Source organism: Kitasatospora sp. NPDC001660 (genome assembly GCF_053596725.1).
Genome location: NZ_JBSFGU010000014.1, coordinates 58478 through 76322 on the forward strand (window position 1 = coordinate 58478; position 17845 = coordinate 76322).

The window sequence follows — 17845 nt, forward strand, 5'->3', positions numbered from 1 at the left end:
AAAACCGACCACTACATGGCACGCATCAGCGCGCAGACCCGCGCCCGCAACGAAGACGCCATCCGGGCGGCCATGGACCGGCTGCTGAGCGGCGACATCCCGCCCGGCGGCGGATGTGACCTGAAGACGTTGGCCGCCCAAGCCGGCGTGACCCGCACCGCGTTCTACGCGAAGCAGAACCGCGACGGCACGAAGCGTCCCGGCCCCTACCAGCACCTTGCCGAAGAGTTCGAGCGGCGTCTGCGAGCTCTGCAAGCTGCCGGACACGTCACCGATCCGCGGGCCGCTCAGATCGAACGGCTCAAGACCCAGGTCGCCGAGCTGAAAGAGCGCCTCGCCAGACGTGACGAGACCCTCGCCCAGCTGACCGCCTTCAAGGAACTGGCCATCGCCCGGCTGGCCGCGCAGCACGACGAAATCCAGCGCCTGCGACAGCAGTCGGCGAAGGTCACCAACCTCCGCCGACTCCCGGCAGTGCCCAGCAGCACAGCACCGTTCGGTTCATGCAACTGAGAAGGGAAATCGCCCTGTCGACTGTCAGGAGCGAGATCGTCCACAGCCCGATCAGGCTTCCACCGACGGCTCCAGTTCCTCGCCCGGTGGGATGAAGGTGTCGGCGCTGTCGGCGTCCTCGACATGGCCATAAGCGTCGACCGTGATAGCGGTCGCCCGCCCGTTCGACGTGATGAGCCATGCGAGGACCTGCTCGGTCAGCGGCGTCCCGCCGGGGCCCTGATCCGTCCAGTGAGCCCGCCATCCTCCGCCGGGCACCGCCGCAACGACCTGGTCGGCCGGCTCCAGGTGAGAGAAGTCCTCGTAGTCCGTGACCGGGCGCAGGGCACCTCGCTTGCGGTCAACCACGAGAGCTGTCCCGGTGGTCGGCTCCCAGCCCTCTACGCGCACCATGCGACCAATCTCGGTCTCGGTGCCGTTGAAGATCGCGATCCAGCCAGTCTGATTGAAATAGCGAAGGGACACACCCCCCATCATCCCGAACGGCACCAGGCGGACGCTCCCGCCCCAGGCGGAGAACGACTACTCCGGGATCGGCTCGCTCGTGAGCACCGTAGGCTCAGGCCATGCCGACCGGAGACAGGGCCCGCAACAATGCTAAGCACTGGGCGGAATGCGCCGATGTGTACGACTTCCTAGAGCAGGTGCGTCTCCGCCCCGGCATGTGGCTGCCTGGCGGTTCACTTCGGCACCTGGAAGCGATGCTGATCGGTTACCGGGTCGCGCTCGGCGTTCACTCGGTCGATGAACCGTTCGACTTCTGGCCAGAGGACTCGTTCAAGGCGTGGCTCTGGCAGCACCTCGGCCGACACAGTGCACTCGGCTGGGCCGCAGAGATCGAACGTGAAACGCCAAAAACATCAACGCCGGTCGCGGAGTTCTTCCGGCTGCTGGACGCCTTCCGCGCCGAGCAGGACCACTCTGCCGCCAGGCCCGTAGCAGGTGGATCACCTGCAGCCGAACACCCGGGCATGCAGGCGGTCCGCATCGAGATCGACCGGCACGACTGGAACGCCATCCACTGCGGCTGCGGGCACTCGGCGACCCATCTTCCTACCGCACTGCTGCGACTGATCACGGCTCGCACACAAGGCGAAGCCACCCTCGCTGACCTCGACAACCACGTCATGATCCAGTCCAACCTGATGGATCCCGCTCCCGCCGCCACCGCGGTCGTCCTCGCCGCCCTGGCCGACCCGACCATCACCACGCCTGTCGCCCGCATGGCCTTGCTGGAGCTTCTCCTGTACTTCAGCGCCGGCGACACCGCCCAGCAGGAGGCATGCGAGGCACTGATCCGCGGAGGGATCTGGATCCTCTACCGGGAGCTCACCACCCACCCGTCGAACATCGCCCGGGCACACGCCTACGAGACTCTGAGCAACCTCGACACCGAGCAGGACCGGCTCGCAGCCTTCCATCGAACGATCCGCAATCACCTGCCTGCAGATCTCCGCTGATCCGCCCCTACGGGAAACGATCTCCGACCTCCGCTGAGACTGCGGATCACGGCCTCTCGTCAACACCCCGACGTACTGCCGCTGCATGCGTATCCTTCGGGCGTGAGTCTGATCGAGGTGGGTTCTGGCCGGGTCGAGCTTGACGTTCGCGGAGCAGCGGGTTCGCCGGATGCGCGGGTGCGAATGTTCGACTGGGCGAGGGAAGACGAGTACCACGTTGTCTTCGGAGTCGAGGCCGCGGATGCCGGTGTGCAGGCCCGCGTCGAGACCGTCGGGGTGACGGTCTGGGACAGGCTGGACGACTTCTTCGACGGCCTCGCGCAGGACTTCCGCGGCTGGGACGGCGAGAGGGTCTGGACAAACAATCACCTTGTTGTCGCTGCCACCTTCAACCGTGGTGGTCACGTGCGCGTGAGCTGGACGCTCCGGGCTGATGTCTTCAACAACGGCTGGGAGTGCACCGTGTCGACCGTGGTCGAGGGCGGCGAGGAGATGACGGCGCTCGCTGCCGATCTGCGGGCATTCCTCGGGCAGGGATAGGCCGAGAGATAATCGTGACCCGGGCACCGCATGACGTGACGTCAGTCACATGCCAGGCTCCGCAAAGGAACACGTTGATGCGCCGAGAGGCGACACACCGGACACCGTCCGGCCTTTCGTAGAGCGACACGACCTGCGCGGGACACACCGTCTGCCGACACAACGGTCCGGGAGGCGCCGGCATGGGTTACTCCCTCGCCGGTTTCGACGTCACCGGCATCGACAGCGCTCCGCAGCCCCGCTACCCCTTCGCCTTCCACCAGGCCGACGCCCTCGCGTACCTCGCCGACCGCGGCACCGAGTTCGACCTGATCCACGCCTCCCCGCCCTGCCAGCGTTACACCAACGCCCAGAAGATCCGGGGCAACGACCACCCCGACCTGGTGGAGCCGCTTCGCGAGCTGCTCGCCGCAATCGGCCGCCCGTACGTCATCGAGAACGTCCCCGGCGCCCCGCTCCTGGCCCCGGTCGAGCTGTGCGGGACCATGTTCGGCCTTCGCACCTACCGCCACCGGCTCTTCGAGACCTCGTTCCCGGTCCCGCGCTTGCACCACCCGCGCCACCTTGCCCCCAACGCGAAGATGGGCCGCCCGGTGCGTGACGGCGAGTTCATGCACATCGTCGGCAACTTCTCGAACGTCCCCCTCGCCCGCGACGTGATGGGCATGCCCTGGGCCACCCGCGACGGTCTGCGCGAAGCCGTCCCTCCGGCGTACACGGCCTGCATCAGTGACGCCTACCTCGGAGCCACCCGTACGGCGGTGGTCGCATGACTGCCACCACGCCTACCCCAGTCGCCGATCTCCTCGGCCTCGCCCAGCTCGGCACCATGCCCGCTCTCATGCGGCAGCTCTCCGGCCTCGCCGGCTGCACCTCGCCCGTCCGCCTCGACGGCTGGCGCACCGAGATCAACGAAGCCACCGGACAGGTCCTCCACCACCTGGAGTCCGCCGATCTGCCCGCCGGAAACCTGCTGCTGCGCTGCGGCAACCGCCGCGTCACCCGCTGCCCCTCCTGCGCCGAAACGTATCGCCGGGACACCTACCACCTGATCACCGCCGGACTCGTCGGCGGCAAGGGCACCCCGGAGACCGTGGCCGCGCACCCCCGGGTGTTCGCCACCTTCACCGCGCCCAGCTTCGGCCCTGTCCACAACCAGCCCGGCTCCGGCACCTGCCGCTGCGGCACCGCCCACCCGGTCGATGACCCAATACTTGGCTCGCCGCTCGCCCCCGAGACGTACGACTACGAGGGCGCCGTCCTGTGGAACGCCCACGCGGGCAAGATCTGGGCCCGGTTCACGATCCACCTGCGCCGAGAGATCGCCAAGCGGGCCGGGCTGTCGCAACGCGCCTTCAAGGACATCGCCCGGGTCTCGTTCGGCAAGGTCGCCGAGTACCAGAAGCGCGGCGCGATCCACTTCCACGCCGTCGTCCGCCTCGACGGCCCCGAGGGTGGCAACACGCCCCCGCCAGCCTGGGCAACCGCCGACCTGCTCACCGATGCCATCCGTGCCGCCGCCCACCGGGCCGACATCTCTGGTCCACTGGTCGACGGCCGACAGCACCGCTTCGCCTTCGGGCGGCAGCTCGACATCCGGACGATCCGCAGCGCCGACTTCACGGGCACCGTTCAGATCACCGAACGGGCCGTCGCCGCTTACATCGCCAAGTACGCGACCAAGGGCGCCGAAGCGGCCACCGGCACCCTGGACCGCCCCGTCCGATTGCTCGCCGAGATCGCCCAAGACGACATCCCCGAGCACGCCCGCCAGCTCATCCGCACCTGCTGGAAGCTCGGTGCCCGCCCCGAACTGGCCGAACTTCGTCTTCGCGCCTGGGCCCACATGCTCGGCTTCCGGGGCCACTTCTCCACCAAGACGCGCAAGTACTCGACCACCCTCGGCGCGCTCCGCGATGCCCGTACCGCCTGGCGCCGCGCCCAGACGCTCGAACGCCTTCACGGCCCCGACGCCCAGGCCGCCGAGGAATCGACGCTCGTCGTCGCCCACTGGGTCTTCGCCGGCCTCGGTCTCACCCGCGGCGAAGCCTGGCTCACCCAAGCACTACAACCTGCACTGGCACAGAAGGAAAACCGACCCATGGCTGAACGCCTGTTGACCGCCGCAGAGGTAGCCGAGCTGCTCGGCACCTGGAAGACCAGCGGGGAGCGCTTCCCCCGTCGGCTCATCGCTGAGCGCCGCATCGCCTACGTCAAGGTCGGCCACCACGTGCGCATCCCGGCCTCGGCCGTCGACGCGTTCATCGCCGAACTGACCGTACAGCCGGTGACCGCCCGCCGTCGCCCGATCCGGAAGGTGGCATGATGGCCAACTCCAGGAGCAACCGCCGCCGCTTCGGCTCGGTCCGCCAACTCCCCTCCGGTCGGTGGCAGATCCGTTACCCCGACCCGGCCACCGGCCTGATGCGGCCCGGTGAGAAGACTTACCCCACCAAGACGGACGCCGACATCGCGCTCACGCTGATCGAGGCCGACATCAAGCGCGACAAGTGGGCCGATCCGGACGCCGGGAAGGTCAAGCTGTCCGACTTCGCCGTCGCCTGGCTGCGGGACCGCAAGTTGGAGGAGAGCACTCGCGAGCGGTACGCCATCACGCTCCGTCAGTACATCCAGCCCGGGTTGGGGCACCGGATGATCTCCGAGATCACCCCGGCGCGCGTCCGAACCTGGCGGTCAAACCTCCTCAACAACGGTGCCGGCGAGCCCTCCGTCGTCAAGGCGTACCAACTGCTGCGGGCCATCATGAACACCGCCGTGGACGACGAACTGATCCAGCGCAACCCGTGCCGGATCAAGGGAGCCGACACCTACGATGTACCGGAGCGGCCCGTGCTCACGGTGACCGAGGTGTTCGCCGTCGCCGACGCGATCGGTCCGCGCTGGCGGGCCCTGGTGCTGCTGACCGCATTCACCACACTGCGGTTCGGCGAGCTGGCCGCACTCCGTCGGCGGGACGTCGACCTGACGAACCGGCTCGTCCGGGTGCAGCGCAATCAGGCGGAGCTCAACAGCGGGCGTCTCTACGACAAGGCCCCCAAGAGCCGCGCGGGCTTCCGTCCCGTCGCCTTCCCCGCCGAGATTGTGAGCGACCTGGAACACCACCTCGACCGGTACGCCGGCCCCGGCCCGGACGGGCACCTGTTCATCGGCCCCCGCGGCGGCAAGCTCCGCCGGAGCAACTTCCGCGACGACTGGATCAAGGCCCGTACTGCCGCTGGAGTGAACGAGGATGCCCACTTCCACGACCTCCGCCACACCGGGAACACCCTCGCCTCGCAGAACGGCGCCAGTACCCGGGAGCTCATGACCAGGATGGGCCACAGCAGCACCCGGGCCGCGCTGATCTACCAGCACATGACCAGCGACCGGGACCGCGCCATCGCCGACCGGATGGGCGAAGCCGTCCGCCAGGCACTCCAACGCGACAACACGGCCACGAATCCTGATCAATAGCTTCAACAGCTCATGCAGCCGGTCCGTCGCTTCTCCGGACCGGCTGCGCTGCTGCTTGCCAGGACCGGTGACGACCCCGGCGGCCTCGTGTGATCACGCTCGCGAGAGACTCCGATTCGCACATACGTACTGCAAGCTCAGCAGAACGGAGCCTGATCACGTGCCCGCCTCCGCCATACCCTCGCCCCGGACCGAGCAACCTGCCGCTGCCTTCGCGGACCTGTCCGGGGTCGACCTCCATCTTGATGCGTTCTACCCCGGCGGCACGAGGGGCAACAGCTCAGATGACCCGATCAACAGGCTCGTCCCGGGGGTCGGCAACCAAGGCGGCTTCAGGCCCGCCGGGTCGCCGCAGGAACAGTCCGTACGCCTCGCGGTCCTCTACACGACCGGGCGACAGCCCGACTGGCCGGACGCTCTTGACCCGCAGACCGGCGGCTTCACCTACTTCGGCGACAACCGGACCCCCGGCCACGAGATGCACAAGACTCCCCGCCGCGGGAACCTCCTGCTGCGCGATGTCTTCGCTGCCTCGCACGAGGGGCCTGACGCCCGCCGCCGGATACCTCCGTTCCTGCTCTTCGAGAAGGCTGGCCCTACCGGCCGCGGCGTCCGGTTCCGCGGCCTGCTCGCACCCGGTGGCCCTGCCCTGACCTCGGACGATGAGCTGGCCGCAATCTGGCGCACCACCAACGGCCGACGGTTCCAGAACTACCGGGCGCGTTTCACTGTGCTAGACCAGGCTGTGATCCCGCGCACCTGGATTGAGCACCTGCTGGACGGCGGTGACGCCCTGGAAGGCGGCTGCCCAGAGGCCTGGCGTACATGGGTCGAGACCCGTTCCTACAGGGCACTCGCAGCTCCCGCCACAACCGTCATCCGCAGCCAGGCAGAGCAGTTGCCGTCCGACCTGGAGTCCCAGGAGATCTTGGCTGCCGTCCGGGAACACTTCCGCGGCAGGGAACACGACTTCGAGCCGTGCGCTGTGGAGCTGTGGCGCCTGCTCGCGCCGGCGACCGGGCAGGTCGAGGTGACCCGCCGGAGCCGCGACGGGGGCCGGGATGCGGTCGGCCAGTACCACCTGGGCCCTCCCGCGGACCGGATCGCGATCGACTTCGCGCTTGAAGCCAAGTGCAAGTCGCCGGATCAGTCGGTCGGGGTCAAGGAGGGGAGTCGGTTGATCTCCCGGCTCCGGCACCGGAACTTCGGGGTCCTCGTCACGACGTCGTTCTTCAACCGGCAGATGCAGGAGGAGATCCGTGACGATCAGCACCCGGTGGTTCTGATCTGTGGCCGTGACATCGTCGACCTGCTTCGGCAGCACGGCTACACGTCCAAGGCGGCTGTCGAGTCCTGGCTGGCTCAGCGCTTCCCTGCGCCGGTATCTGGCACGCGGGTGGCACGGGACGAGTAGGACCCCGGGAACGACCGAGGGCCAGTTCGTGAGGATCGCTCCTCCGAACTGGCCCTTCTCATCTGTGGGCGCGGACGGTTTCGAACCGCCGACATCTGCTTTGTAAGAGCAGCGCTCTACCACTGAGCTACGCGCCCTCGTCGCAGCCCGTTGGGGGCACGACGACTGCCTAGGGTACCTGGTCGTCGGGGGTGCTGTGGTACGGGTGCTCGGGGAGTGGGACGGGTGGGGGTGACGGTGGGGTGGGGTGATCGGGGAGAATGGCGGGCGGATCAGCGGTCGGAGCAGGGAGCAGGGAGCGCGCAGTGGAGGTGGGGCGGCGTCGGGCGGGGAGTGCGCTGGCCGAGGCGCTGGTGCTGCCGGTGGTGCTCGCCGGTGCGCTGGGGGCGGTCGGGCTGGCCTCGGCCGGCAGCGGCGGCTGGTGGGGCCGGCGCGGCGGGGACGGCGTGCGGGCGGACGCCAGGGCGGCGCGGGACGCGGCGCAGGAGGCCTTCTACGACCTGGACTCGACGCAGCGCGAGGTGCAGCTGGCGGTGGAGACCGTCCGGGCGGCCGGGAACGCCGCGACCTCGCAGCGCACCCAGGCGGACTTCGACGCGATCTCCGGCCGGGTGAACCAGGTCACCGTGAACTACCTCGCCGCGCTGGACGCGTGCGACCTCGACGACGAGGCGCTGGACGCCGGGGCGGCGGCCCGGGCGCGGCGCGTCCTGGAGGACGTCCGGGGCCAGCTCGGCTCCGCGCGGGCCGAGCTGAACGACTTCCTGCAGCGCCTCCAGCCCGTGCTCCAGCACGCCGAGCAGCAGCTGATGCGCGTCGCCCCGGCGGTCGAGCAGGCGAAGCGCGCCCTGCTGGCGGCGAGCAACGCACTGGACGCGGCGCGCGGCGCCGGCCTGCGGGCGGACGACGTGGCGGCCCGGCTGGCCGAGCTGGCGCCGGAGCTGGGACGGCTGAACGAGGGCGCGGCCCGGCACGGGGTCGCGGCGACGCTGCAACGGGCGGACGCGGTCGCGCAGCAGGCGGAGGCGATCGCGGCCGACGCCGCGCAGCTGCCCGAGCGCGCCCGGGAGGTCGACCGCCGGCTGTCCAGCCTGCGGACCCGCGTCCAGGCGCTGGAGACGAGGGCCGCGACGGTCGAGCCCGCGCTGAGTGAGCTGCGCCGCCGGTTCAGCACGGCCTGCTGGCAGGACCTCCAGCGGGTGCCGGAGCAGGTCGCGGAGGCGGGCCGCGCCGCGGAGCGGAAGCTGGCCGAGGCGGCGCGGGCCCGCGACGAGCAGCGCTGGGCGGACGCGACCGGAGCGATCGGCTCGGTGCGCGCGCTGCTGGACACCGCGGACGGCTCGGTCGCCGCGGTGAACGACCGGCTGCGGCAGCTCAACGAGGTGCAGCACGACCCGAGCCGGGAGGTCGAGCGGGCCCGCTTCGCCGTCCGGGACGCGCAGCGGCTCGCGATGGCCGGCCGCCAGGCGCCGGACCCGCGGCACGCCGCGCCGCTGGACGAGGCGGTCTCGCGGATCGACCGGGCGCTCGCCACGCTGGAGGCGGGGGGCCGGCACCCGGACTACTGGCTCTTCCTGACGGAGCTGGCGGCGGTGCGGGAGACGGCGGCCCGGGTGATCGGGCTGATCCGCGGCGATCTCGGCTCCCGCCAGTAGAGCGCACCGCGGGCCGACGCTCTCGGTACCCTGCCGGTATGCCACGCTACGACTTCCGCTGCCGCTCCTGCGGCGCCACGTTCGAACTGCGCCGCACGATGGCGCAGGCCAACGACCCCGCCGTCTGCCCGCAGGGCCACGAGGACACCGTGAAGCTGCTGTCCACCGTCGCCGTCACCGGCGGCAGCAGCGCGCCGCGGTCCGCCCCCACGGGCGGGGGCGGCTGCTGCGGCGGTGGCTGCTGCGGCTGACCGCACGGCCGCTACCGCCGCGCCCCCGCCAGGAACCGACGGACGATCTCCTCCCCCGCCGCCACCCCCACCTCCTCCAGGGCGGTGACGCCGGGGGCCGTCCAGCCGCGGTCGGCGAGCTCTCCGTGCCCGGGCCGCCAGGCCTCGTCGGCGGCGAGCAGCAGGTCGGCGTCCAGCAGGGAGTCCCCGGCGGCGAGGACGGTGGACGCGCCGGTGCGCCGGACCACCTCCGCCAGGGCGGCGCTCTTCGTCAGCCCGGCCGGGACGGCGTACACCTTGCGGCCCTGGAGCGAGACGGTCCAGCCGCGTTCGGCGCACCAGCCGGCCAGTTCGTCGAGCCAGCCCGCCGGCAGCCGGTCCCGCGCGACGACGAGGTAGGCGAACGACTCGTCGGCGACGCGCCGCCGGTGCGTCCACCCCGGGTCGGTGCGGCGCGCCAGGTGATCGACGACCTCCGCGAGCGGCGCCGAGGAGGCGGCGACCCGCGCGGTGACCGCCGCCCGCCAGTCGCCGTCCGGCACACCGTCGACGAGCAGTTGCCCGCCGTTGGCGCAGATCGCGTACGCGGGGACCCGACTCGGCGCCGGTCCCGGCAGGTTGACCCGTCCGTACTGCTCGACGGTGCGGGTGGTCGCCGGGACGAGCCAGGCCTCGCGGGCGAGTTCGGCGAGCAGTGCCGCGGCCCGCTCGGTGACGAACGAGTGCGCCCTGCCCTCGTACACCTCGACCGACAGCAGCCGCGGGGCGAGCCGGTCGGGGGCGGTCAGGGCGAGGGCCTGGTTCGAGTAGATCAGGGTGCGGTCGAGGTCGCTGGCCACCAGCACGGACATCAGGACTCCCCCGCGACGGACCCGGCGACGGACCCGGCGGCAGACCCCGCAACGGCCGTGCCCAAAGCCCCGATTGCTCCCCGGCTGTAGCTCGGATGGATGAGGCCGACGCACGTGTACGGCAGGTCGTCGACCTCCTCCACCGGCACCCCGCGCTGCGCCGCGAGCAGCCGCACGTGGTCGAGGTCGGCGTCGGCGCCGCGCCGGGCGAGCACCCGCCAGGGGACGCGGCGCAGCAGCACGCGCGTCGTCTCGCCGACGCCCGGCTTCACGAGGTTCACGCTGCCGATCCCGTACTCCGCGGCGATCCGCTCGACGGCGGCCCAGCCGGCCCAGTCGGGCGTCCGGTCGGGATCCGTCGCGAGCCGGTCGGAAGCAAGCGCAACCTCGCTCCGAACAGCTGCGAAGTGGTCGGCCACGGTGTCGAGGAAGGCGGCGGAGACGTCCCCGTCGGCCAGCCCGGCGTAGTGCTTGGCGCCGTGGAAGTCGTCCGGGCCGATCAGGTCGTCGCGCAGGACGGTGCGCGAAACCAGGCCGGACACCGTGGAGTTGAGACAGGCGGACGGGATCAGGAAGTCGTCCCGGGTACCGTACGTGCGCACGCAGCGGCCGGGGTCGGCGAGGACGGCGAGGTCGGGGTCGAAGGGGGTGCCGGCCAGGGCGGCTGCGAGTTCGCGGGTGATCGCGCCCTTGCCGGTCCAGCCGTCGACGAACACGACGTCGGGGGCGTGGTGGTGGGCCGCCAGGTAGCGCAGGGCGACGGGGTCGAGGCCCCGGCCGCGGACGATCGAGACGGCGTAGTGCGGGGTGTCCAGGCCGTGCGCGAAGGCGAGCCAGCGGCGCACCAGGATGCCGACGGGCGTCCCGGCCCGCGCCAGCGACGCGAGCACCAGGCCCCGGCCGCGCTCGCGCAGCAGCGTCTCGGCGACGGTGCCGACGGCGACGGCCATCCGGCGGGCGCAGACGTGCAGCGCCTGGTGGAACAGCTCCTGGTACTCGGGGCTCGGCCGGTACTCGACCGGCAGCGACTCGGCGTAGTGCGCGCCGCCGTGCTGGACGGCCTCCTCGCGCTCCTCGGTGGGGGCTTCGAGCGGGACGCCGGAGAGGTCCTTGAGCAGCCAGGCCACCTCGTCGGGGCGGTAGGACGAGAACCCCGGACCCCTCAGTGGCCGCGGAAGCGGGGGGGACGGAGGAGCAACCGGCCGGTGCGAGGGCAGCACCGCGAGCACCACCCGGTCGGTGACCTGCCGCAGCTGCGTGAGCAGCGCGCGCTCGCCCTCGGCCAGCGCCGCCGTGTCGGCGACGTCGTCGACGACCAGCACGACGGCGTCGAAGCGGCGGGCCGGGTCGGCGCCCGGAGCGACGTTGTAGGCGTAGCGCTCGCGCGAGGCGTCGTCCTGCGGATCGTCGTGGGCGGGGAAGGCGAGGCGGGTGCGGATGGCGTAGCCGGGGTCGTCGACGGCCAGGACGGGCGAGCGGGTCGTGGTGGAGTAGCGGACGCGGTCGCCGCCGAGCCGCTCGGCGAGCGCGCCGGCCAGGCGCAGCGGCGCGTACATCAGCTCCTCGAATCCCAACACCAGGACTCGTCCGGGGAGTTCGCCACCCAGCGCGTCGGCCGCCTGCCCGGCCAGCGCGGGCAGGGCGGCGTCGAGCCGGGCGCGGTGCTCGGGGGTGAAGCCGTGCCGTCCGCCGTCCGGAAGGCCGGCCGGCCAGTCGAGGTCGACGCGGACGAGGGGGGCGGGCGCACCGCCGGTCGGGGCTTCCGGGGCCGGACCGGCCTCGGCTATCAGCCGGTCGGCGCGGTCGAGGATGTCGGGGGGCAGCCGGACGGCGCCGCTGGCTGCGGCCACCAGGTCCAGCCGGACGCCGAGTTCGGTGGCGGCGTCGGCGAGGCGGCGCCGGTCGGCCTCGGTGCGCAGGTCGACCAGGGCGGCGAGGACGTAGTGGGAGCGCGGGTGGCGCGCGTGCAGTTCGCGGATGGTGTTGAGGACCGTCCGTCCGGTCGAGAGCTCGTCGTCGACGAGCACCAACGGGCCGTCGCCGGCGAGGAGTCGGGGGTCGGCCGGGAGCAGCAGGTGCGCGGTCGCGTGCGAGTGCTCCTCGGCGAAGCCGCCGAGCGGGCGCACGCCGGGCACCGGGCGTCTGGTGGAGTGGAGGTAGGGAGCGTCGAGGCCGTCGGCGACGCTGTGGCCGAGTGCCGTCGCGGTCTCCGCGTAGCCGAGGACGACGGCGCGCGCGGCCGCCTCGGCGCCGAGCAGTTCGCGAACCCGCCGGCCGAGGTCGAGCCCGGCGCCGTGGACGACCGACGGGCGCTGCGGCACGTGCTTGCCGAGCACGGTGGAGACCAGCAGGTGGGCGCGTTTGCGGTTCTCGCGCAGGGCCAGGCCGACCAGGTCGGTGAGGCGGTCGGATCCGACGAGGCCGACCCCCGCCCGGTCGGCGACCCAACGGCCGGTCCACGTCTGCTGTGCTGTCACTGCGGTCCCGCTTTCAGTGGTACGACGGTACGGTTCTCACAACTCCGCGAGGCCAGGCCCTGCAAGGGCGCAGCCCTCCCGGCTCCGGTCACTCGGTCACTCGGTCACCCGGTCAAGGTGCTCACCAGCAGCTCTGCGAAGCCCACGTCCTCCCGCGCCACGCCGAACACCTCCGCGCGCAGCAGCACCCGCTCCGCCCAGGCCCGGTGCGGCCGGGCCTCGTTCATCTTGTTGGTGTACGCCGAACGCAGGACCCCGCCACCGCCCCGCTCCTGCCGCAGGACGTCCCGGGCGTCGCAGTACTCCTCGTGCGTGACGACGGAGAGCGCGTGCACCGCGGGCACGTGGCTGGGGTGGATGCAGGTCTTGCCCAACAGCCCGTTCGCGCGGTCGAGTTGGATTTCCCGGATCAGCCCGTCGAGGTCGTGCTCGATGATCCGCCGCCGGACCCCCTCGCCCGCACCGGGCACCCGGCGCGGGCCGGACGCGAACGGGGTGCGGCGCAGCCGCGGCCGGAACATCCGTTCCTGGAGCGGGAAGTACTCCCAGACCGGGCCCGTGATGGTGTGCCCGGTGCCGTCCGCCCGCCCGAGGACGTTGACGACGTCGCCGATCACCCCGGCCACCAGCGCGACGTCGTACGCGGTGAGGTCGGGCGAGCGCCGCAGTCCGTACGCGGAGCAGAGGTCGGTGACGCCGAGGCGGACGGCGAGCACGCGGTCGCGGTGCTCGGCCAGCAGCCGGGCGATGCCGAACAGCTGCGCGCGCCGGGTCTCCAGATGGGCGAGCTCGGGCGATTCCAGGACGGGCATCGCGAACAGCCGCCGCCCGCAGGCGCGCTCGGCCTCGGCGAGCGCGGCCAGGTACGCGCCGCCGCCGCGCTCGGTGAACTTGGGCAGGACGAAGCCGCTGAGCAGCCCGACGGCCGCCCCGAGCCGTCGGGTGAGGTCGACGATCTGGGAGGCAGCGCGAACTCTGATGAAGAGCAAGGGATGAGACTGTGTGCAGTCGGTGAAATCCCTGACCAGGTCGCCCAAATGCTCGACCAGGTTGCGCTCTCCCGCGTCCACCTCGTGGTCGCCGATCGCGTCCTCCAGGCACAGCACCATCGAAACCACGCCCCGAGCAGCCTGTTTGCGGATGTCGGCGGCCAGCGCGGGCCGCGTCGCGGGGCAGTAGAGGGTGCCTCCGAGGGCGGTGGCGAGCACGGCCGCGTCGCCGTCCGGGGAGAACGGCCGGGGCGGTTCGAGGAAGAGCCGACCGCGTACGTCGTCGGCGAGGTGGCCGAAATGGCGCAAGGTGCTCTCCTCAGAGGTTTCGACGCCCGCCGGCACGGTTCCGGGGTGCGAAGCGACGCGCGGCGGCGCGGGACGACACGAGGGTTAACCGGTCCACCGACCACGGTGGTTCCCGATCACCCGTGCGCACGCACCGCCCGCACCTCGCGCCAGGGGCGACTTCCAGCCGAACACGGCTCGACCGCCGCCCCGAACCGCAGGGCCACCGGAAGGCTACCGTCCGCTTGACCCGGTCCAGGCCACGCCGGGGAACGGGCCGTCAAACGCAAGCGTTGGCAAAATCCGGCACAATCCCGACGGCCTCGGTCACGTTGTCCGAAGGGGTGGCGAACAGGCAGGATGGTCGGCTATGACGCACGTGATGGCCAAGGGCGCCAACATCGCACTGCCGGCGGCGGCGGTCCGCGCCGTGCTGCGCTGGAGCGCCACGCCCGGTGCGCCGGACGTGGACGCGTCCGCGCTGCTGCTCGGCGCGGGCGGCAAGGTCCGTTCGGATGCCGACTTCGTCTTCTACAACCAGCCGCGGCACCCCTCAGGCCTGGTGCGCCACCTGCCCAAGCAGCGGACCCCGGACGGTGCCGAGATCACCGACACCGTCGAGGTCGAGCTGGCCAAGCTGTCGGCCGACGTCGACCGGGTGGTGCTGGCGGGCTCCTCCGAGGGCGGCGCCTTCGGCGCGGTGGTCGGGCTGCGCGTGCTGCTCTTCGACGCCTCGACCGGCGAGAACGGGCCCGCGATCGCCGAGTTCGCGATCACCGACGCCGACACGGTCACCGCGCTGGTGGTGGGCGAGCTGTACCGGCGCTCCGGCAGCTGGAAGTTCCGGGCGGTCGGCCAGGGCTACTCCGCCGGGCTGATCGGCCTGGCGACCGACTTCGGCATCACCGTCGACGACGAGGCCGAGCCGGCGGCCCAGCAGCCCGCCACCCCGGCGCCCGCCCACGCCGTCGACCCGCGCAGCACCCCGCTGCCGGCGTCGCGCCCCGCCTCCCAGGTCGAGCCCGACACGTTCACGCTGGCCCCGGCCGTCCCGCAGAACGCGGCCGCACCGGCGACCCCGCCACCGCCCACCAAGGCACCGGCCGCCGGCCCCGCCGCGCCCCCGCCACCGGCGAACCCGCCCACGATGACCCCGCCACCCGCCACGGCACCGCCCACCGCCCCGCCGTCGAACACACCCCCGCCGATGCCATCCACGCACCCCGCCCCGCAGCCCGGCACCGGTTACGGCTACCCGCCGCCCCCGCAGCCCGGCACGGGGTACGGCTACCCGCCGCCGCCCGGCCACACCGCCCCGCAGCAGCCCGCGCCCGGCTACGGCTACCCGCCGCCCCGGCCCGGCACCGGCTACGGTTACCCCCAGCCGACCCAGCCGGTCCCGCACCAGCAGCACCCCGACGGCTACGGCTACCCGTCCCAGGCCCCGCCCCCACCGCCGCCGACCGCGCCGACGTCCCAGTCCGCGCCGACGAACCAGAACCAGCCCCAGGCCGAGGAGTTCGCGCTGCCCCCACAGGGCCCGCAGTTCCAGCCCCGCTGAGCACCGACACCCGCCCCAGCGGCCCCGCCGGGCCCCGAGGCCGCGTGGTTCACACCGTCAGTCGCCCTGGTTCTTGTACCCGCGCTGCCACTGCATCCCGAACCCGTACAGCCGGTCGATGTCCGCCTGGAACCCGTTGACGTACCGCACCTCGCGGCGCACCGTCAGCTGGTTGTCCCCGGCGTTCTCGATCAGCACCACTGCGCACGACCGCGCCGCCCGCGCGCGCTCCTCCAGCTTGATCTCGATCCGCGGCCCGGTCTGCGGCACGATCGTCACCACCGCGTGCGACTGCTCGAAGGCCGGGGTTCCGTCGTAGATGTAGACGAAGACGAGCAGCCGTTTGAACTTGTCCTTCTTCTCCAGGTTCACGTACATCGTCTCGCCCGACGGCGCCCCGTACTGGTCGTCGCCGCTGAGCTTGATGTACGGCGGGTCCCGCAGGTCGCCGAAGAAGTTGCCGAGCGGCTGCACCACGCCCCGGGTGCCGTCGGTGAGTTCGTACATGCACGCCAGGTCGAGGTCGACGTTGACCTGTTCGTTCGCCTGCGCCGCCGGCTCCACCGGGCTGAAGATGCGCGGGCTGAAGAAGCGCTTGAGCGTCTCCCGGGTGCTGGGGCGGCCGGCGCCGGAGCGCATGGTCCAGTGCAGGTTGACGTAGAGGTAGCCGGTGGTGGCCGCGGCGCCGGTGATCGCGTGCTGCGGGACCGACTTGGTGAGGGTGACCTTGTGCTGGCCGCCCGGGTTGTCGAAGGTGTAGCTCCGGTCGCCGCGCAGGTACTCCCAGATCGAGACCATCCAGTCCTCCCCCTGCTCCCGCCAGGCGATCTGACGGTACGCCACTCCATGATCGGGCATCGGCCCGGCCGACGGATACCCCGGCCTCCTTCCCCCTACCCGATCCGGCCTTCCTCCGTTCACCGAACTTCACCGGAGGGCCGATTGACGGGAGGAAGCCGCCCTCCCGTAACATGCCGCCCCTTCGGACGCGATATCGTCTCTCCGCACAGGTGTCCCGTCCGCCCCCTGCGCGGGCGCGGTGGGCACACCGTGCGGCGACGAACGAAACGGGCGGTCCGTCAGGCCCGGCCCGTACGGCGGGACCTGGCCGCCTGTGTCGCCCCCCGTGAAACCTGTCCCCTGCGGAAACACGAGGCCCGACCCGCAATGAACCTGACCTCCATACAGCTGGTCTGGACCGTCGTCGGCGGCGCAGCCCTGCTGTTCGTCGCCGTCCTCATGGCGACGCTGCGATTCAAGAACGCGAAGAAGGACGAGTCCGGTGACTCCTGGGAGCGCAGCGAGGAGCGGCGCCGCCGCAAGGAGATGATCTACGGGATCTCCTCCTACACGCTGCTGTTCTGCTGCGCCGGCGTCGCGGCCGCGCTGTCCTTCCACGGCCTGGTGGGCTTCGGCAAGGAGAACCTGGGCCTGTCGAACGGCTGGGAGTACCTCGTCCCGTTCGGCCTGGACGGCGCCGCGATGTTCTGCTCGGTGCTCGCGGTCCGCGAGGCCAGCCACGGTGACGCCGCGCTCGGCTCGCGCCTGCTGGTCTGGGTGTTCGCGATCGCCTCGGCCTGGTTCAACTGGGTGCACGCGCCGCGCGGCCTCGGCCACGCCGGCGCCCCGCAGTTCTTCTCCGGCATGTCGATCTCGGCGGCCATCCTGTTCGACCGGGCGCTGAAGCAGACCCGCAAGGCCGCGCTGCGCGAGCAGGGCCTGGTGCCGCGCCCGCTGCCGCAGATCCGCATCGTCCGCTGGCTGCGCGCCCCGCGCGAGACGTACGCGGCGTGGTCCCTGATGCTGCTGGAGAACGTCCGCAGCCTGGACGAGGCGGTCGAGGAGGTGCGCGAGGAGCGCCAGGCGAAGCAGGACGCGAAGGCGCGCGCCCGCACCGCCGACCGCCGCGAGCGGGCCGAGCTGAAGGCCCTCTCCCGGCGCCAGGGCGGCATGCTGTCGCGGGCCCGCGCCGACCGCCAGCTGCCCGCGCTCGCCTCGGCCGGCGACGGCCCGACCGCTACGGAGCCTGCCCTAGCCGCCGGGTCGGACACCGCCTCCCCCGCCTCGACGGGCTCCCTCTTCGAGCCCGCCTCCCGCAGCGCCCTGGACACCGGCCGCACCGCACGTGCGGCCGTCGGCTCGTCCTCCTACTCGTCGCCGACGACGTACGCGTCGTCCTCCAGCGGCACCTCGTCGTCCTTCGGCACCTCGTCCGCCTTCGACACGGCGGGCTCCGCCCGCCGCAGCTCGGCGATCGACCTCACGGCCGACGACGACACGCTGTCGATGCCGAAGCTGGACTCCCTGGAGCGCAAGCTGCGTGCCATCGAGCAGCAGCTCGGCTGACCGACGACCACCGCATGCGAGACGGCCGCCCCCGGAATCCCGGAGGC

The 17845-nt window shown here is 71.9% G+C and carries 16 protein-coding genes and 1 tRNA gene; 11 read left to right on the plus strand and 6 right to left on the minus strand.

Going from position 1 to position 17845, the window contains the following annotated elements; all coding sequences use genetic code 11:
- Window positions 1–15: 15 nt before the first annotated feature.
- Entirely contained in the window at window positions 16–513 is a 498-nt protein-coding gene (locus ACWCXH_RS17565) for a hypothetical protein (RefSeq protein WP_449802305.1), read from the plus strand.
- 51 nt (window positions 514–564) lie between these two features.
- Here ACWCXH_RS17565 and ACWCXH_RS17570 read toward each other — a convergent pair whose 3' ends face one another.
- Entirely contained in the window at window positions 565–978 is a 414-nt protein-coding gene (locus ACWCXH_RS17570; RefSeq protein ID WP_449802306.1) for a hypothetical protein, read from the minus strand.
- 101 nt (window positions 979–1079) lie between these two features.
- Here ACWCXH_RS17570 and ACWCXH_RS17575 point away from each other — a divergent pair, with 101 nt between their 5' ends.
- The 6 genes from ACWCXH_RS17575 (at window position 1080) to ACWCXH_RS17600 (ending at window position 7401) form a co-directional block, all read left to right on the plus strand.
- The gene (locus tag ACWCXH_RS17575; protein WP_449802307.1) at window positions 1080–1973 is read left to right on the plus strand and encodes a hypothetical protein; all 894 of its coding nucleotides are present in this window, start codon (window positions 1080–1082) and stop codon (window positions 1971–1973) included.
- A gap of 102 nt (window positions 1974–2075) precedes the next feature.
- A complete protein-coding gene (locus tag ACWCXH_RS17580; protein WP_449802308.1) occupies window positions 2076–2513 on the plus strand; it encodes a DUF6228 family protein in 438 nt (145 codons plus the stop codon).
- Between the two features lie 182 nt (window positions 2514–2695).
- Window positions 2696–3286 carry an SAM-dependent methyltransferase gene (locus ACWCXH_RS17585; protein WP_449802309.1) on the plus strand — a complete coding sequence of 197 codons (591 nt, stop codon included), beginning with the start codon at window positions 2696–2698 and terminating at the stop codon, window positions 3284–3286.
- Entirely contained in the window at window positions 3283–4839 is a 1557-nt protein-coding gene (locus ACWCXH_RS17590) for a replication initiator (RefSeq protein WP_449802310.1), read from the plus strand. Before ACWCXH_RS17585 ends, ACWCXH_RS17590 begins: the two co-directional genes overlap by 4 nt.
- Window positions 4839–5987, plus strand: a complete 1149-nt coding sequence (locus ACWCXH_RS17595; protein ID WP_449802311.1) for a tyrosine-type recombinase/integrase — start codon at window positions 4839–4841, stop codon at window positions 5985–5987. Before ACWCXH_RS17590 ends, ACWCXH_RS17595 begins: the two co-directional genes overlap by 1 nt.
- A gap of 160 nt (window positions 5988–6147) precedes the next feature.
- Window positions 6148–7401, plus strand: a complete 1254-nt coding sequence (locus ACWCXH_RS17600; RefSeq protein ID WP_449802312.1) for a restriction endonuclease — start codon at window positions 6148–6150, stop codon at window positions 7399–7401.
- Between the two features lie 65 nt (window positions 7402–7466).
- Here the strand turns inward: ACWCXH_RS17600 and ACWCXH_RS17605 are convergent.
- Window positions 7467–7538, minus strand: a tRNA-Val gene (locus ACWCXH_RS17605).
- A 123-nt stretch (window positions 7539–7661) separates the two neighbouring features.
- Between ACWCXH_RS17605 and ACWCXH_RS17610 the strand changes: the two genes are divergently transcribed.
- Together ACWCXH_RS17610 and ACWCXH_RS17615 are read left to right on the plus strand one after the other, a co-directional pair.
- A complete protein-coding gene (locus ACWCXH_RS17610; protein WP_449802313.1) occupies window positions 7662–9056 on the plus strand; it encodes a hypothetical protein in 1395 nt (464 codons plus the stop codon).
- A gap of 38 nt (window positions 9057–9094) precedes the next feature.
- Window positions 9095–9307 (plus strand): FmdB family zinc ribbon protein, encoded by a 213-nt coding sequence (locus tag ACWCXH_RS17615; RefSeq protein ID WP_449802314.1) that lies wholly within the window; start codon window positions 9095–9097, stop codon window positions 9305–9307.
- Between the two features lie 11 nt (window positions 9308–9318).
- Here ACWCXH_RS17615 and ACWCXH_RS17620 read toward each other — a convergent pair whose 3' ends face one another.
- From ACWCXH_RS17620 to ACWCXH_RS17630, 3 genes are all read right to left on the minus strand, one after another.
- Window positions 9319–10137: an HAD family hydrolase gene (locus ACWCXH_RS17620; protein WP_449802315.1), complete on the minus strand. Its 819-nt coding sequence runs from the start codon at window positions 10135–10137 to the stop codon at window positions 9319–9321.
- Window positions 10137–12614: a phosphoribosyltransferase gene (locus tag ACWCXH_RS17625; RefSeq protein WP_449802316.1), complete on the minus strand. Its 2478-nt coding sequence runs from the start codon at window positions 12612–12614 to the stop codon at window positions 10137–10139. Before ACWCXH_RS17625 ends, ACWCXH_RS17620 begins: the two co-directional genes overlap by 1 nt.
- Window positions 12615–12718: 104 nt before the next feature.
- Window positions 12719–13912, minus strand: a complete 1194-nt coding sequence (locus ACWCXH_RS17630) for an HpcH/HpaI aldolase/citrate lyase family protein (RefSeq protein WP_449802317.1) — start codon at window positions 13910–13912, stop codon at window positions 12719–12721.
- Between the two features lie 349 nt (window positions 13913–14261).
- Here ACWCXH_RS17630 and ACWCXH_RS17635 point away from each other — a divergent pair, with 349 nt between their 5' ends.
- On the plus strand, window positions 14262–15452 hold the full coding sequence (locus tag ACWCXH_RS17635; protein WP_449802318.1) for a TerD family protein: 1191 nt from the start codon (window positions 14262–14264) through the stop codon (window positions 15450–15452).
- 57 nt (window positions 15453–15509) lie between these two features.
- Here the strand turns inward: ACWCXH_RS17635 and ACWCXH_RS17640 are convergent, their stop codons facing one another.
- Entirely contained in the window at window positions 15510–16250 is a 741-nt protein-coding gene (locus ACWCXH_RS17640) for a Tellurium resistance (RefSeq protein WP_449802418.1), read from the minus strand.
- Between the two features lie 369 nt (window positions 16251–16619).
- On the opposite strand from ACWCXH_RS17640, the gene ACWCXH_RS17645 reads away from it, so the two are divergent.
- Window positions 16620–17798 (plus strand): DUF2637 domain-containing protein, encoded by a 1179-nt coding sequence (locus ACWCXH_RS17645; protein WP_449802319.1) that lies wholly within the window; start codon window positions 16620–16622, stop codon window positions 17796–17798.
- The last annotated feature ends 47 nt before the right edge of the window (window positions 17799–17845 follow it).

Bases quoted from the DNA above. Each gene is read 5' to 3' on its own strand.
- ACWCXH_RS17565 (WP_449802305.1), top strand. From the start codon at position 16: ATGGCACGCATCAGCGCGCAGACCCGCGCCCGCAACGAAGACGCCATC.
- ACWCXH_RS17575 (WP_449802307.1), top strand. From the start codon at position 1,080: ATGCCGACCGGAGACAGGGCCCGCAACAATGCTAAGCACTGGGCGGAA.
- ACWCXH_RS17585 (WP_449802309.1), top strand. From the start codon at position 2,696: ATGGGTTACTCCCTCGCCGGTTTCGACGTCACCGGCATCGACAGCGCT.
- ACWCXH_RS17590 (WP_449802310.1), top strand. From the start codon at position 3,283: ATGACTGCCACCACGCCTACCCCAGTCGCCGATCTCCTCGGCCTCGCC.
- ACWCXH_RS17595 (WP_449802311.1), top strand. From the start codon at position 4,839: ATGGCCAACTCCAGGAGCAACCGCCGCCGCTTCGGCTCGGTCCGCCAA.
- ACWCXH_RS17610 (WP_449802313.1), top strand. From the start codon at position 7,662: ATGGCGGGCGGATCAGCGGTCGGAGCAGGGAGCAGGGAGCGCGCAGTG.
- ACWCXH_RS17615 (WP_449802314.1), top strand. From the start codon at position 9,095: ATGCCACGCTACGACTTCCGCTGCCGCTCCTGCGGCGCCACGTTCGAA.
- ACWCXH_RS17620 (WP_449802315.1), bottom strand. From the start codon at position 10,137: ATGTCCGTGCTGGTGGCCAGCGACCTCGACCGCACCCTGATCTACTCG.
- ACWCXH_RS17635 (WP_449802318.1), top strand. From the start codon at position 14,262: ATGACGCACGTGATGGCCAAGGGCGCCAACATCGCACTGCCGGCGGCG.
- ACWCXH_RS17640 (WP_449802418.1), bottom strand. From the start codon at position 16,250: ATGGTCTCGATCTGGGAGTACCTGCGCGGCGACCGGAGCTACACCTTC.
- ACWCXH_RS17645 (WP_449802319.1), top strand. From the start codon at position 16,620: ATGAACCTGACCTCCATACAGCTGGTCTGGACCGTCGTCGGCGGCGCA.